Origin of the sequence: Halomonas sp. MS1 (assembly GCF_024182575.1) — a bacterium.
Classification (GTDB): domain Bacteria; phylum Pseudomonadota; class Gammaproteobacteria; order Pseudomonadales; family Halomonadaceae; genus Vreelandella.
On sequence record NZ_CP098926.1, the window covers coordinates 885,154 to 900,108 of the forward strand.

12 protein-coding genes are annotated in these 14,955 nt (G+C 53.9%); 5 read left to right on the forward strand and 7 right to left on the reverse strand.

Annotation, left to right across the window (positions count from 1 at the left end):
- Window positions 1-71: 71 nt before the first annotated feature.
- From NF683_RS04095 to NF683_RS04120, 6 genes are all read right to left on the reverse strand, one after another.
- A complete protein-coding gene (locus NF683_RS04095) occupies window positions 72-2,924 on the reverse strand; it encodes a molybdopterin-dependent oxidoreductase (RefSeq protein ID WP_253921329.1) in 2,853 nt (950 codons plus the stop codon).
- Between the two features lie 24 nt (window positions 2,925-2,948).
- Window positions 2,949-3,152 (reverse strand): twin-arginine translocation signal domain-containing protein, encoded by a 204-nt coding sequence (locus NF683_RS04100; protein ID WP_089040658.1) that lies wholly within the window; start codon window positions 3,150-3,152, stop codon window positions 2,949-2,951.
- Window positions 3,153-3,231: 79 nt separating this feature from the next.
- Window positions 3,232-3,885, reverse strand: coding sequence for a TorD/DmsD family molecular chaperone (locus NF683_RS04105; protein WP_198349453.1), 654 nt, complete (start codon window positions 3,883-3,885; stop codon window positions 3,232-3,234).
- A 4-nt stretch (window positions 3,886-3,889) separates the two neighbouring features.
- Window positions 3,890-5,608 carry a 4Fe-4S binding protein gene (locus NF683_RS04110; RefSeq protein ID WP_253921330.1) on the reverse strand — a complete coding sequence of 573 codons (1,719 nt, stop codon included), beginning with the start codon at window positions 5,606-5,608 and terminating at the stop codon, window positions 3,890-3,892.
- A gap of 186 nt (window positions 5,609-5,794) precedes the next feature.
- The gene (locus NF683_RS04115; protein ID WP_253921331.1) at window positions 5,795-6,418 is read right to left on the reverse strand and encodes a DUF3306 domain-containing protein; all 624 of its coding nucleotides are present in this window, start codon (window positions 6,416-6,418) and stop codon (window positions 5,795-5,797) included.
- Entirely contained in the window at window positions 6,415-6,855 is a 441-nt protein-coding gene (locus tag NF683_RS04120; protein ID WP_253921332.1) for a DUF3305 domain-containing protein, read from the reverse strand. Before NF683_RS04120 ends, NF683_RS04115 begins: the two co-directional genes overlap by 4 nt.
- 146 nt (window positions 6,856-7,001) lie before the next feature.
- Between NF683_RS04120 and NF683_RS04125 the strand changes: the two genes are divergently transcribed.
- Genes NF683_RS04125 through NF683_RS04145 form a run of 5 tightly spaced genes read left to right on the forward strand, consistent with a single transcriptional unit; the run spans window position 7,002 to window position 11,768 of the window.
- On the forward strand, window positions 7,002-7,859 hold the full coding sequence (locus NF683_RS04125; RefSeq protein ID WP_089040653.1) for a formate dehydrogenase accessory sulfurtransferase FdhD: 858 nt from the start codon (window positions 7,002-7,004) through the stop codon (window positions 7,857-7,859).
- Window positions 7,856-8,491: a molybdenum cofactor guanylyltransferase MobA gene (mobA, locus tag NF683_RS04130; protein ID WP_253921333.1), complete on the forward strand. Its 636-nt coding sequence runs from the start codon at window positions 7,856-7,858 to the stop codon at window positions 8,489-8,491. Before NF683_RS04125 ends, mobA begins: the two co-directional genes overlap by 4 nt.
- The gene (gene moeA / locus NF683_RS04135) at window positions 8,488-9,741 is read left to right on the forward strand and encodes a molybdopterin molybdotransferase MoeA (RefSeq protein WP_253921334.1); all 1,254 of its coding nucleotides are present in this window, start codon (window positions 8,488-8,490) and stop codon (window positions 9,739-9,741) included. The genes mobA and moeA overlap by 4 nt, the downstream gene beginning before the upstream one ends.
- Window positions 9,738-10,745 carry a GTP 3',8-cyclase MoaA gene (moaA, locus tag NF683_RS04140; protein ID WP_232471424.1) on the forward strand — a complete coding sequence of 336 codons (1,008 nt, stop codon included), beginning with the start codon at window positions 9,738-9,740 and terminating at the stop codon, window positions 10,743-10,745. Before moeA ends, moaA begins: the two co-directional genes overlap by 4 nt.
- Before the next feature lie 3 nt (window positions 10,746-10,748).
- Window positions 10,749-11,768 (forward strand): CobW family GTP-binding protein, encoded by a 1,020-nt coding sequence (locus NF683_RS04145; protein WP_089040650.1) that lies wholly within the window; start codon window positions 10,749-10,751, stop codon window positions 11,766-11,768.
- On the opposite strand, the gene NF683_RS04150 is transcribed toward NF683_RS04145, so the two are convergent.
- Window positions 11,748-14,861 (reverse strand): bifunctional diguanylate cyclase/phosphodiesterase, encoded by a 3,114-nt coding sequence (locus NF683_RS04150; RefSeq protein ID WP_253921335.1) that lies wholly within the window; start codon window positions 14,859-14,861, stop codon window positions 11,748-11,750. The genes NF683_RS04145 and NF683_RS04150 overlap by 21 nt on opposite strands.
- Between the last annotated feature and the right edge of the window lie 94 nt (window positions 14,862-14,955).

A 14,955-nucleotide genomic window follows, 5' to 3' on the forward strand; every position in this document is an offset into this window, starting at 1 on the left:
GTGTTCTCCTCTCACCAGCGCGGGCATTTACCCACGCTGGGCTCTGTCAGGTCGGTCGAGACGTTATTGGCTTAAGCCCGCTCAATTCGGCAGATGGTGCACTTGGTTTCCTGCATCAGTGTCACCGGGTCATAGCCATAGGTGGTGGCTGTGTTAGCCGCCTCACCAATGACGTACGGGGCAGACCCTTCCGGATAACGATCCCGCAAGCTCTCGCCTTGGAACATGCCGCCAAAGTGGAACGGCATAAAGGCAACTTTGCGATCAACCCGAGGCGTGACCAAGGCTTTCACCTTCACTCTGCCGCCTTCTGCACCCTCAACCCATACGTCGTCGCCATCACGTACGCCAATGTCATTAGCATCCGCGGGGTTCATCTCGACAAACATCTCTTGCTGTAGCTCGGCCAGCCACGACATAGAACGTGTTTCTTCACCGCCTCCCTCGTATTCGACCAAGCGACCCGACGTGAGAATAATCGGATAATCAGCGCTGTTGTCACGATCCTGGATGGTTTTGTACATCGTGGGCAGACGCATAATTGAGTCAAAGTCGTCCCAGGTGGGATAGCGTTCGACCAGATCGCGGCGGGTGGTGTATAGCGGCTCGCGGTGTTTCGGCACCGCATCTGGGAAGGTCCATACCACGGCGCGCGCTTTCGCGTTGCCATAAGGCGCGCAACCACGACCAATCGCCACCCGCTGGATACCGCCTGAGAGGTCGGTTTTCCAGTTTTTACCTTCCGCGGCCGTTTTCTCAACGTCAGTCAGGTCATCCCACCAACCGAGGTCTTTAAGCAGTTGGTCGGTAAACTCGGGGTAACCGTCATCAATCTCGCCACCTACTGGCGCAGAGCCCTCAGCCAGCAAATTAACGCCGTCGCGCTCAATACCAAAACGGGCACGGAAACCCATACCGCCTTCCATTACCGGCACGCTGGTGTCATAGAGGTTGGGTGAGCCAGGGTGATTAAACTCTGGTGTGCCCCAGCACGGCCACGGCAGCCCGTAGTAATCACCGTCGGCAGGGCCACCTTGGGCACGCAAGTTCTGAAAGCTGAAGGTATGCCAGTTTTTCTGGTGCTCTTTGAGGCGCTCGGGGCTTTGGCCGGTGTAGCCAACAGTCCACATGCCACGGTTGATTTCACGCAACACGTCATCAATCAGCGGCTCGTTGCCGTTCATCTCAAAGTTCTTCACGAACTCATTACCAAAGCCAAGCTTGTTGGCAAATAGGTACATAATTTCGTGATCAGGCTTTGATTCAAATAGCGGCTCAATGACTTTGTCGCGCCACTGAATAGAGCGGTTGGTTGCCGTCACGCTGCCGGTAGTTTCAAACTGAGTCGCTGCAGGCAGCAGATAAACACCATCAGAGCGGTCATGCATCACCGAGGCAACCGTGGGATAAGGGTCAACAATGACCATCATCTCAAGCTTCTGCATGGCTTTTTGCATTTCCACGCCGCGGGTTTGCGAGTTGACCGCGTGCCCCCAGTAGAACATTGCTTTTAGCGCGGTGCGCTGGGAGATATTTTCATCCTCTTCCAGCACACCATCTACCCAGCGAGATACGGTAATACCGCTGGAGTACATCGGCTTTCCATCAGCGTATTCGGTATCATCAAAGCGGCCTTTTAGCCACTCATAATCGACATCCCACACCTGGGACCAGTGCTGCCATGCGCCTTCAGATAACCCGTAATAACCGGGAAGCGAGTCACAGCCAAGGCCGAGGTCGGTAGCACCCTGTACGTTATCGTGGCCCCGCAAAATGTTGGCTCCACCACCGGACTTACCAATATTGCCCAGCGCCAGCTCTAGAATGCAGTACGCGCGAGTATTGTTGTTACCGGTGGTGTGTTGGGTACCGCCCATACACCAGACCACGCAGCCCGGACGATTGTCAGCAAGCCGTTTAGCCACATCGAACATATCCGCTTCCGGTACGCCAGTAATGTCTTCCACGACACTCGGGGTGAACTGAGCCACCTCTGCGCGCACCTCATCCATACCGTAAACACGCTGGCTGATATATTCGCTGTCTTCCCAGCCATTCTCAAAAATGTGCCACAACAAGCCCCAAATATAAGCAACGTCCGAGCCAGGGCGCAGGCGTACGTATTTATTGGCTTTTGCTGCGGTACGCGTAAAGCGCGGATCCGCGACGATGATGTCGCAGTTATTACGCTCTTTAGCAATGAGAATATGCTGCATCGCGACCGGGTGAGCTTCACTCGGGTTGGAGCCGATGAACAGAATCGCCTTGCTGTTCTGCATATCATTGAGCGAGTTGGTCATCGCCCCATAACCCCAGGTGTTAGCAACACCTGCCACGGTGGTGGAGTGACAAATTCGTGCTTGGTGATCTGTGTTGTTGGTGCCCCACATGGAGGCCAGCTTGCGCATCAAGTACGCCTGCTCGTTATTAAACTTGGCCGAACCAAGCCAGTAAACACTGTCGGGGCCATAGGCGTCACGCAGTTCAAGCAGTTTGTCGCCAATTTCATTAACCGCATCGTCCCAACTCAACCGCTGCCATTCACCCGCCACTAGCTTCATGGGGTATTTTAGACGACGGGTGGAGTGACCGTGCTGGCGTAGCGAAGCCCCTTTGGCACAATGCGCACCGCGGTTAATCGGGTGGTCAAAAGCGGGCTCTTGTTTTGTCCAAATGCCTTCTTGAACTTCTGCATAGACACCACAGCCCACCGAACAGTGGGAACAAATGGTGCGCTTGGTCTCAACGGGTGAGTCTAATACGGGAGTTTTATTCGCCGACTCGGCGCGCTGCATCATCGGCGCGCCCATAAAACCCGCAGCTGCGACGCCACCGGTGGCGACGCCACTACGCTTTAAAAATTGACGACGGGAGATTCCAAGCCCTGAAGCGTTGGGAGTATTAGTTTTGCGAGTTAGACGCATGGCAGTTCTCCTGGCATTTCGCCGTCAATCACGCAGCGACGCATAATACGCGCGAATATGGTCAGTTTCGTGGTAGTTCGTTGTTTGTTTTTTAGGCTCAATCGACGTGGTGCTATCGGCTTGAGCTAGCGTGACGTGACCTACAGCAGCGGCCGCACCGGCAGCGGCGGTACCTAGCCCAACGGTTTTCATAAACCGGCGGCGCTCAGGGTTGTGTGACGAGTGCATGGGTTTCTCCTCTATCATGCCCTTATTCTTCTGCATGGCCTGCTGGCCCTATTATTCGCTTACCGCTGCGCACTGCCACTCACGGTGTGACGTCGCGCGCCGCGTCAGTTGCGGTTGTCGTTGGCTCCACAATCCGCACCGCTTGATAGGCCGCTCTTTCGCTCAACGTTGCCTGCTCGCTTTCCATGAACGCGCCGCCTAACTGGCCAAGCGATGCGTAAAAAACAGTGTCTACTTTAGAGAGGTCGTCAAAGCAGTGCGTTGACCAGGGAGCAATGTGTTGCTGGAAAAAGTAGCTCTGCTCGCTGCTTTGGGACGTAATTAGCATCGCCATCACCTCACATATAGCAGCCAAATGATCTTCTGGCTCGCGGGTATGCTCGCTACGCTCAAACCCCAGCGCCCGAAGATCCTGACGTAATGCAACTAATGCTGCCTCCATTAATTCCCCGTTGCGGTACCAAGACGCGTAAGGCACTACCTCGCCCTGAATGACGCCAACAAGAAGGCGAAAGTGGGCACGCTGAAGGCTATCTACACTACTTTGACCAGCAGCACTTGAGAGCGCTGCCCAACACTCAGCCAGTCGGCTGCCGTCTTGTTCAATGTCTAGGCTGGCTAGCCACGTTAATAACTCACTGTCAGGTGCTTGCCGTAGCAGGCTGGCTAAAAGCTGATAAATATCGGCCCGCAGTGCGTCGGTCTCGCTAAGTGTGGGCATTGCATCACTCATTGCTTTACACCTTTAGTTGCGCATCAGGGTCACGGATCATAGTTTTCCACACATCTTTGACCCGGCAGTCCTCGCACATTTCTAGCCGCGCTAGTGCATCGCCCGCGAAATAGGGGTGGTTAGCCAGCTTCGCTTTGATCGTTGCTATCGTACTGGCAGTGGCAAACGGCTTGCCGCAGCCAATGCACTCAAAGGCCGCCTCTTCGTGGCAAATTTGCCGTGTGTCGCGTTCCGGTGCAGCCAAAAAACCAGGAAGCAGCGTAATCGCGCTTTCAGGGCACGCCTGTTCACATAGCCCGCACTGCACACAGTCGGACTCCAAGAAACTTAGCGCGGGTGTATCGCCCCCTGCTTTCAATGCAGGCGTCGGACAATTACTAACGCAGGCATGACAAAGCGTGCAGGCTTCACGATCTACTTGAATGCCACCATAAGCGGCCCCTTCAGGCATGCTATGCCGGTCATTGCTAGGCGCTCCAAGTGCCGCCAGTGTTGCTAGCACTTGATTAAAGCGGGCGCGCTTATGGGGGTCGGTAAAGGTCAGCGCAGCGTCGGTTAAGGGCGTAAGCGTGGGAAGTGCATCGCGCTCATCAGTCGGTTCCGGCTGCAGCAGCTTAATCCGCGTAGTGTCATGCCCCAGCGCTTCTAGCAGGCCGTGGGCTTGGGCGACTTGATGAGTGATAAACGTGGTTAAACGAGGCGGCATCTCATCGTGCAACTGAATACGCACTTCAGCTGCCCCGTTCACCAGCGCGGTAAGCCACTGATCGTGGCCAGCAGCACCCAGCTCTTCAAGCGGGACATCAAGCAGATGGCCTGGCGTAACAGCACCTGCTTGGCGTTCAGCATCCAGAAAGTCATGGGTGACAAAGCGCATCACAGGCGCTTGACCACCCGCCTCGCGGTAGGCGGCCAGCCAAGTCGCTAAGGTGTCTTGCTGACGACGGGTTTCCGGTAGGCGAAATTCAATCGCACCGGTTGGGCAAGCACTGGTACAACTGCCCACCCCTTGGCACAGGAACGGGTCAATCTCAATACGCGATTCAATGCGACCCTGAATGCTGGAAATAGCATCTGCAGGACAAACATCCAAACAGCGAGTACAGCCAACGTTGCCACTCGCGGAATGTGCGCAGAGATCACTATTAACCTGGAAATAACGCGGTTTATCGAATTCACCGACGAGTTCAATAACGCTTTCCAGAACCTCACCACGCCGAGCTTCTTGGGCTAACCAATTCAGGCACACATAGCCTGGCGGTGGGATTTCCCATGAAGGAGTAGCGTTCGGCATGCCTGCTGCCGTTAAGTCGAGCACCACATCAAACACGTCGCGCTCAATTAGTGCTTGAGCCAAATTGAGCGTGTCGCTATCCGCGGGCGCTATTTCAACGCGAAAGGCACCAAGATAACCAGTGATTCGCAGTTGAGATTGCTGAGTATCGGTTAGCGTTTGGCAAGTGAGAGGCTCACTGGCAGCCGCTAAATCAACGGCAGCATCAGTTGTTAGCAGCGTCAACGATGCCAAGCCACGACCCTGTAACACTTGGGCAGCTTGGCTAACCTCGTGTGAATTACCCAACAACAGCGCATGGCCACGGCTGTGATAAGTCACGTTAGCAGGCGTTAAGTTAACCGGCCACGAGATACGCTGGCGTACCGCTTCGCGGGCGGTGACGTTAATCTGGTCATCTACCGATGCCAGTTGGATTCGTTGGTTCATGCATTCTCACGGTCAGAAAGTCATTTTTTTTATAATTAAAAGTCATGTTTTTTTACTTTAATGGCATATCTTAATGCTTTCTCTAACTTGAGCGTAGGTGCCTAGGCGTTTTTTGCCACTTTAAAGCGCATTGGCGTCTCAACGCTTCATCGTCATAACAACAGCAACCCATTGTTTATAAAACAATCACTGCCTATTTATACATTCGTCTACTTCATCGCCAGACAAATCAGACTGGTCGTCTAGCGGCTGTTTTTGTACAAAACCACTATCACTTGTACAGGCATTAACGTCTTCAGGTGGGGTAGGAATGCTGCCATCCGCGATGTTCTCATCGTCTGCTTCTGCGGGCCTATCGACTGCCTCTTCCGCTTTGTTTGCCCAGCGGCGAAGCTTGCCTGCCAGTTCAGTGGCCATAGGCTTAAGCTGCTGACGATAATCAGCATCGTAGTCATCCAAACCATCGCGCACGTTGTAGTTACCGGTGGCCCATAGCCTTTTTAGGGCACGGCGGCGCAGTGCAGCGCTAACACCCGGCACCATGAACGCGCTGAAATCACTGCCTGCCGGTAAGTGATCAGGGTCGGGTAAGGTGTGATCCAAGCTGCCAGGAAGGGGGGGCGCGTCATCGACGCTAGCCTCTGCATCCAACGATTCAGTATCGCTGGAAGTAGCACTTAGCGTATCGGCCTCCAGCCCTAGCTCTGACGTCGGCTCTGTGCTGTCGTTGGGAGGGCTGTCTAATGCTGCGTCTGCTTCGTCGCTTTCAACGCCACGCTTTTTACGTGACCAGCGTTCAAGTCTGCTCACTGGGGCTGCTCCTTGGTCGGGGTTTCTTTAGCCCGACCGGCTCCCTTATGCTTCTTTTTGCGCTTTTCTGGTGGTGCTTCACCATGACGCGCTAAATAGCTTTCCAGCCATACCTGAATCGCCATCGGCATCGATGCTTCGAGTACCTGTTGTTCACCATCAAGCCAGCCCGCCGCGACATCTTGGCTTGCGGTAATAGCATTAGGCTTGGGCGCTTGCCCGGTAAAACCAGCGCGAACAAAAAGACGCGGGGTTGCTGACGTAAGGTTAAAGCGGTAGGCCGCACGCTCGGTCATCGACAGCTGAAGGCGAAGCACATAGTCACCTTGCTCACCTGGCGTGAGCTCAGCGATACGCCATTGCGTTAAGGTAAAGCCCCTCACCTGCTTGGGCTCTGCCACCAAGGTAATGCTCAAAGAGCGCAGATTATCACTCATACGGATAGACCACCTTAGACCTTGAATGGGTAGACAAGTAAGCCTTTTGAGCGCCATCATCGTCAACTCAGAGTGTTTTACTCAACTATTATAATTTACATGTATGCGTTACATGATTCTTCACTAGGTTCCAACGAGGATTGCGGATGCCCGCCCTTCAGTTAAGCCGAGCCCGCTTACCGGCCACGACGACAATCGATGTGCTGGATGCTTACGGCGACTCCCGCCAACAAGCCATCGCCGCAGAGCGCGCGCTGACGGTTTATCTCAATAAGCGTGAAATTGTCACGCTAATGACGCTGGGCGATGACCCAGAAGCCTTGGTGGTGGGCTACCTACGCAACCAGGGATTACTGCGCCGCGCGGAAGATTTATCGGCGGTACAGGTGGATTGGGAGGTGGAATCCGCCGCCGTCGTCACCGATTATTTACCTGATGATCTAGACAACCGGCTGAGTACCCGTACCGTCACCACGGGTTGCGGTCAGGGGACCGTGTTCGGCAAATTACTGGAACAAACATCGCTCTCTGCGTTACCTGAGACACCGCTGGCGCAATCAACGCTTTATCAGTTGCTAGCCAATTTGAATACCTACAACGAGACCTATCGCAGCGCGGGAGCAGTACACGGTTGCGCGCTGTGCCAGCAAAGCCGCGTGCTCGACTTTGTTGAAGATGTCGGACGTCACAATGCGGTGGATACCCTGGCAGGCCACCAGTGGCTCAACCAGGCCGAAAGCAGTAGTGCTGATATTTTCTATACCACTGGCCGCCTAACTTCCGAAATGGTGTTGAAAGTGGCGCAAATGGGGATCAGCGTGCTGGTTTCACGTTCTGGAGTGACCCAAAAAGGTGTGGAGCTGGCGGAACGCTTCGGCGTGATGCTGATTGCTCGGGCTAAAGGCAAAAACTTCCAGGCGATTAATACCGCTAACCGCCTAACGTTAGATGCCATTCCAGCCAAACCACCCAGCGCGCGCACCTCTAAGGAGGCCGGTATATGATCACCCCGCAAACCCTCACTGGCATGATTCTCGCGGGCGGCGAAGGCCGCCGTATGGGTGGGCGTGACAAAGGCCTTGAACCCTTCGCGGGGCTACCGCTCGTGGCCCATGTAGCTAAGCGCTTTGATGGCCATGTCTCTGAACTACTGATCAACGCCAATCGCAACACTGATGCCTATGCACTGTTTGCAAACCGGGTTATTGAGGACGCGGAAGGCGGCTTTAAAGGCCCCTTGATGGGCATTTATAGTGGCCTACGCGCTGCTAAAACGCCCTGGCTACTGGTTGCCCCCTGCGACTCACCTGCCCTACCCAATGACTTAGTGGCGCGCATGGTGGCGGGCATCACCTCAGCGAGTGGTGAACACGATATCGCCGTTGCGTTTGACGGCGAGCGCCTGCACCCAGTCGTCGCGCTGCTGCGCGCCTCGCTTGCCGATGACCTAGCGAATGCGCTGGCTGCTGGCGAACGTAAAATCGACCGCTGGTACGCTCGCCACTCATGGTGCAAGGTCGATATGTCGGATTGCCCGGAAACGTTTGCCAATCTCAATACTGAAGAAGAAAAAGCTCGTCTGGAGCTCACGCTAAGCACTGTCTTTAAAGATCCGGCCTCGAAGGAAATACCATGAGCCTGTCGTGCTTCGAACTCGGTGAGCAAATGCTCAGCGTTGACGCAGCGCGAGAGGCACTGCTGTCCTTGGCTGAACAGCCCGTTGCGGTAGAGTCGGTAGCGCTTAGCCAAGCTTATGGCAGGCGCTTAGCCACCGACATCACCGCGCCAATTAACGTGCCACAGAATACCAATGCAGCCATGGATGGTATCGCCCTGGCGTGGCCAGATGAGCAACCTCAGCAAACCCAATGGTCGATTGCAGGCGATGCCTTTGCCGGACAGGCGTTTGAAGGCAGCGTACCTCTCGGCCAGTGCGTACGCATTACCACCGGCGCTCCCTTACCGTCAGGCACCGACACCATTATCATGCGCGAGCAGCTTAGTGAGCATGACGGTAGTGTCACCATTGATTCCCCCGACCGGGTTAGCCATGGTCAGCATGTGCGCCAAGCGGGGGAAGATATTGCCCTAGGCGAGGTAGCACTGGTAGCTGGCACACGGCTAGATGCCGCCTGTTTGGGGTTAATAGCCTCACTGGGCTATGGTGAGGTTTGCATTTTCAGGCGCCCAAAGGTGGCGATTTTCTCTACTGGAAATGAGGTCACTCCCCCTGGCGAAGCGCTGCCCAGCGCAGGCATTTACGACACCAATCGTTTTACATTGATGGGCTTGCTCAACGAACAGGGTGCTGAAGTGATGGATCTAGGCATTTTGCCTGATGACCCCACCACCATTCAAAATGCCCTGGCTAGCGCAGCCAAGCAGTGTGATTTAGTCATTACCAGTGGGGGCGTTTCTGTCGGCCATGCCGATTACACCAGGCAAGCGTTGGAAACATTAGGCCAATTAGCTTTTTGGCGCGTGGCGCTGCGCCCCGGACGCCCCATGGCCTGCGGCTGGCTGGGTGAATCGCGCAAACCATTTGTCGGCTTACCCGGCAACCCCGTTGCGGTCATGGTAACCTTTAGTCAATTCGTAGTGCCATTATTGGAACGTTTACAAAAACAACCCCCCGTTCCACCGAGGCGTTTAACAGCCATTACCCAAACTCCGCTAAAAAGTCGCCTAAAGCGCACCGATTTTATACGTGGCATTTATTCAAGCGATGCTCACGGTGTGCTGCAGGTACGTAGTACCGGAGCGCAGGGGTCTGGGATTTTAACCTCGATGGTAGCTGCTAACTGCCTGATTGAACTGGGTGATGATCAAGCAGGCGCCCAGCCAGGCGACGCAGTCTGCATCCAACCACTGACGAGGTGGCAATGACCAAACAACCAATTGCCGAAAAACTCATTGATGATTTCGGCCGCCGTGTTAGTTATGTACGCATTTCCGTGACGGATCGCTGCGACTTTCGCTGCGTTTACTGCATGAGCGAAGAGATGACCTTCCTGCCAAGAGCTCAGGTGCTTACGCTGGAAGAACTTGCCATGGTGGCCCAGGCGTTTACCGAGCTAGGCGTTGAGAAGATCCGCTTAACCGGGGGCGAACCGCTAGTGCGTAAAGGCATTGAGCAGCTCGTGGACGACATTGGCGCGCTGCCAGGGCTCAACGACTTCACCATGACCACGAACGGGGCCAGTCTGCGCAAACACGCCAAACGGCTCTATCAAGGGGGGCTGCGCAGGCTCAATATCAGCCTCGACTCTCTTAACCCTGAGCGCTTCAAACAGCTAACCCGTACAGGTGAGTTAGCGAAAGTGATTGACGGCATTCACGCCGCTAAAGAAGCTGGCTTTTCACGCATCAAGCTTAACGCTGTGATTCTCAAGGGGCGCAATGATGATGAAGTGCTGGACCTTGTCACGTTCGCTCGCCAAGAAGAGCTGGATATCAGCTTTATCGAAGAGATGCCGCTGGGCGATGTGTCTGATCACTCTCGGGCCGAGACCTTTTACTCTAGTGACGACGTTCAAGCGCTGATCGAGACACGCTACCCGCTCATGCCTTCAACGGAAACCACACCTGGGCCTTCGCGCTATTTTAAAATGGCCGATAGCAGCAGTCGGGTTGGCTTTATTTCGCCCCATAGCCACAACTTTTGCGATAGCTGCAACCGCGTGCGGGTAACCGTTGAAGGCCGTCTACTGCTCTGCCTCGGTAATGAACACTCTGTCGATTTGCGTGCCGTACTGCGCCGACATCCTGGCAATATGCAGGCGTTGAAAACCGCCATTATTAATGCCTTGCCGCTCAAGCCCGAGCGCCATCACTTTACGACCGATGGCGATGTCCAGGTGGTGCGCTTTATGAATATGACAGGGGGTTAAACGTTGTCAGCCACTCGCGTGCCCGTGCATATCATTACAGGCTTTCTCGGCAGCGGCAAAACCACGCTTATCCACAGCCTAATCGAACAAAAGCCTGTGGATGAGAAGTGGGCCATTTTAGTCAATGAGTTTGGCCAGATTGGCATTGATCAAGCGATGTTTGAGCAGCGTGACGATGTCGTCGTCAAGGGGCTCCCCGGCGGCTGCCTGTGTTGCCAATTAGCTTTTGTGCTGCAGGCTGCACTGGTCAATTTGCTCGCCCGCAACAAACCAGACCGCGTCATAATTGAGCCTTCGGGGCTTGGCCATCCCGCCGGCTTACTCGATCTGCTGCGCGGCGAAGCCTTTCAAGACGTTGTGGCCGTTCACGATATTATTGCTACCCTAGATCCGCGCCGGTTAGATGAATCTCGGGTCCGTGAACACGAGACCTTTCAAGATCAGTTAGCCATGGCCGATGCCATCGCCATTACGATGGGTGAGCAGGCTAGTACCGAACAACACGACCATGCGCAGCAGTTTGTGACGGAACTCTGGCCACCACGCAAATGGGTTCATCGCAGTGAGCATGGCACGATGCCGCTATCGCTGCTGTTGAACAGCACCCAGACCCGTGCCCAACAAGATACCGCTGTCCCTGATACGCATCGTCAAATGATAACAACCCCCACGCTGGAAGGCGCTTTTTTTGATGCTCCCCCTCCGCAGGGCCAACCTCAGCATAAGACGGCTAGCGCCCTTGGATACACCAGCACAGGCCTTCGCTGGCACCCCAATGAACGCTTTGACCTTGATCGTTTGGCCGCCCACTTAGGTGAGTTTCCCTCATCTGCGCGAGTAAAAGGCGTCTTTCATACCGAGCAGGGCTGGAAGCAGCTCAATCGAGCCGATGGAACACTTAGTCTCGGCAATAGCGCCTGGCGGCAGGATTCGCGGCTTGAGGTGATTACCCCCGACAATGACGCTGATACCCACACCAATTTACTGACAGAACTGCAATCATCAGGAGCGCTGTTGAGCTAAAAACGTTTTCTCAATAGCGTCTACCTGCATAGGGCGTCCAAATAAATAACCTTGAAAAGCTTGGCAGCCATGAGCCAGCAGCCACGCTTTCTGGCTCTCTGATTCGACGCCTTCGGCAATGACATCAAGATTTAAGCTTTTTGCCAGGGCAATCGTACTCTCCACAATGGCCGCATTAGCACTGCTTTCTAACACTTGATGGACAAACGACTGATCGATCTTAAGCTGATCAAGTGGCAACTGCGCAAGATACGCCAGCGATGAATAACCGGTTCCAAAATCATCCAGAGAAAAACGTACACCTTGGGCTTTCAGGCTCAGCATTTTGTCACGGGCATCGTCGCGCGCTTCCACAAACAACGACTCGGTAACTTCAAGCTTGAGGCGCTCAAGCGGTGCCTTTGTACGCACAAAAACCTGCTGTAAGCGAGATAAGAACTCACTATCGCGAAACTGCAGTGGGCTGATATTCACCGAAATCGTCAGTTCACGCAGGTGTGGCGTTGCTGCCCAGCAAGCTAGCTGACGGCATGCATCTTCAATGACCCACTCACCAACCTCATTAATCAGCCCGGTACTCTCTAAGAGTGGAATAAACTCGCCAGGTGACACCATGCCACGCTCTGGATGCTGCCAGCGCAGCAGTGCCTCAACTCCCGTACAGTGGCCAAAGCGATTAACCTGAGGCTGGTAATAGAGGCGCCATTGGTGACTCTCCAATGCCTGCCGCAAGTCGGCTTCAAGCTTAACCCGCGCCAGTAGCGTAGCCTGCATCGAAGGATCAAAAAAGCGTATGGCACGACGCCCACTCGCTTTCGCCTGTAACAAGGCCATATCGACCTGCTGAAGGTAGTCTTCGGCACTTCGCTGGCTATCGGACACAACCGTAATCCCAACGCATGCGGTGACCATAACTTGCTCTTCAGAAAAATTAACCGGCTCATCAAGCGCCACCAGAAGTTTCTGGGCAATATGTTCTGCTAAGCGGCGTGTCTGGCGTGGGCTTCCATCGATGTCTTCAATAAGCACCGCAAATTCATCACTACCCAGGCGAGCCAACGTATCGGTATCGCGCAACATTTGGCCAAACCGCTGGGCAACCCGCTGAAGCAACTGATCGCCGGCGAGGTGCCCCAAGGTATCGTTAATATGGTTGAAACGGTCAATATCGATTACCAACAACGCTCCACAGCGCTGATGGCGGTTTAGCTCTTTAAGTGCTGTCTCCATTCTGTCCATAAACAAGCGTCGATTTGCGAAGCCCGTTAATGGATCATAAAACGCAAGCTGGTGGATCTCTTGCTCAGCGGCTTTGCGCTCACTAATATCACTCATGGTGGCAACGTAGTTAGTCAGTACACCGTCTGCATCGTAAACAGCACTGATCGTCAGCCACTCAGGGAATAGCTCACCATTTTTGCGCTGATTCCAGATTTCTCCCTCCCAACTTCCTGTGGTCATCACCCGCTTCCACAAACGACGATAAAACGCTGCGTTATGGTGGCCAGAGCTAAATATACGCGGGTTCTTACCGATCACCTCAGCATCGCTATAGCCGGTTATACGCTTAAACGTCTCATTAACTTTTAAAATATTTCCCCGTGCATCCGCTACTATGATGCCCAGATGTGCTTGAAAAGCAGCTGCTGCAATCTGCAGCTCAACTTCTGCGCGCTTCGTTTCGGTAATATCACGGTTCACCGATAACACTCCCTCAAACTGTCCAGCACTACTGATTAGCGGACTCACGGTGGCATGAAAATGGTGTGGCTGTGCATCAATGGTCAGCGGATATTCAAACCTTTCTACTTTATGCAACTGCTGCACTCGCTCAAAAACGGCGGCAAATGCACGAGCTAAGGGAACAGGCAAGACATGTGAAAAGTGTTTTCCCAGCGCATCTTGGCTTTTAACAAGCAACTGCTCAGGGGAGGCCGCATGGATATAGTTAAAGCGCCCTTCCACATCAAATACAAAAATCAAATCCTGAATCGAGTGGACTAAGGCATCCATACGCGCGCCACGCGCTTGCGCTTCGGCTCTTGCTAGCTCTCGTTCTTTTATTCGTTCATGTAGTTGGTAAGCTAACGCAAGGCGGTTTAAGTAGTGGCGAACACCCCAAGCCCCCAACAGCGTAATCAAACCAACGACCAGCAATAACACCAGCAAACGCTGGCGCCATCCTGCCATCAGCGTATGAAGGTCAACGCCCACTGCAACAAATACCGGATAGCCACTAATGCGTTGCATGTGAAATAAGCGTTTACTTCCGTCAAGGGGCGAGATTGCGGCTAATGTCCGAGTAACACTACCGCTGTTTAACCACTGCTGTGTCTCAGGTGCATCAAGTTGGCTACCAATGAGCATTCCTTCATGGGGAGCCGGGTGCCGAGCAACCACTTTTAGACTCTCATCTATCAGCGCCATACTCTCACCGTCGTACAGTCGCATTTGCTGCAGCGCACTATTGAGGATATGCGGCATGATACGAGACATAATCACACCAGCGAAGTCGCCCTGGTCATTCACTAGACGCCTGCCATGATAGAGAAAGAAACGCTGCTTGCTTGTCGACCAAATAAGCGGCGTCATCATTTCGTCTTGGCCACCTTGTTGAAAGGTGCGGAAAAAGGCGCTGTCGCCAATCCCCTCCCCAACATGTCGATTAGCGTTACTGCTTAAACGTAGGCGCCCCTGAGGGTCTAAGACACTAACACTATCGATCAGTGACACATACTCGGTAAGATTGTCGAGCGCTCGCTGGACGGCAGTTGCACTTTCCGCCTCTAAACCATCCAACCCCAAAGAGTTTTCTTGGTGAACATTGAGCAACTCGGCCAGGCTAAACAAACCTTGGCTGCTCTGCCCAAACATTCCTGTTACCCATTCTGACACCACATTCGCACGGGCAATCACACGGGACTCAGCCGCATTGACTTCTTGGTGATATTGGCCTTTGAGCAACCAGCCAAACAGCGCAATCATCATACATAACGACAAAACATAGAGCGTAATAACGCGCTGCTTTTGGCGCCGAAAGCCAGGCATTGCCTGGCTTTTGTTAGTTACCCGATCACTGCGAAGTAGCAGCATTATATGTAGGCCTTATTCAAATATCCCAGAGCACACCTGATACAGTATAAAAAGAACGGTGAAAGATAGACCACAGCGGCTCCTCGTAAGCGGT

Bases quoted from the DNA above. Each gene is read 5' to 3' on its own strand.
- NF683_RS04095 (WP_253921329.1), bottom strand. From the start codon at position 2,924: ATGCGTCTAACTCGCAAAACTAATACTCCCAACGCTTCAGGGCTTGGA.
- NF683_RS04100 (WP_089040658.1), bottom strand. From the start codon at position 3,152: ATGCACTCGTCACACAACCCTGAGCGCCGCCGGTTTATGAAAACCGTT.
- NF683_RS04105 (WP_198349453.1), bottom strand. From the start codon at position 3,885: ATGAGTGATGCAATGCCCACACTTAGCGAGACCGACGCACTGCGGGCC.
- NF683_RS04110 (WP_253921330.1), bottom strand. From the start codon at position 5,608: ATGAACCAACGAATCCAACTGGCATCGGTAGATGACCAGATTAACGTC.
- NF683_RS04120 (WP_253921332.1), bottom strand. From the start codon at position 6,855: ATGAGTGATAATCTGCGCTCTTTGAGCATTACCTTGGTGGCAGAGCCC.
- NF683_RS04125 (WP_089040653.1), top strand. From the start codon at position 7,002: ATGCCCGCCCTTCAGTTAAGCCGAGCCCGCTTACCGGCCACGACGACA.
- mobA (WP_253921333.1), top strand. From the start codon at position 7,856: ATGATCACCCCGCAAACCCTCACTGGCATGATTCTCGCGGGCGGCGAA.
- moeA (WP_253921334.1), top strand. From the start codon at position 8,488: ATGAGCCTGTCGTGCTTCGAACTCGGTGAGCAAATGCTCAGCGTTGAC.
- moaA (WP_232471424.1), top strand. From the start codon at position 9,738: ATGACCAAACAACCAATTGCCGAAAAACTCATTGATGATTTCGGCCGC.
- NF683_RS04150 (WP_253921335.1), bottom strand. From the start codon at position 14,861: ATGCTGCTACTTCGCAGTGATCGGGTAACTAACAAAAGCCAGGCAATG.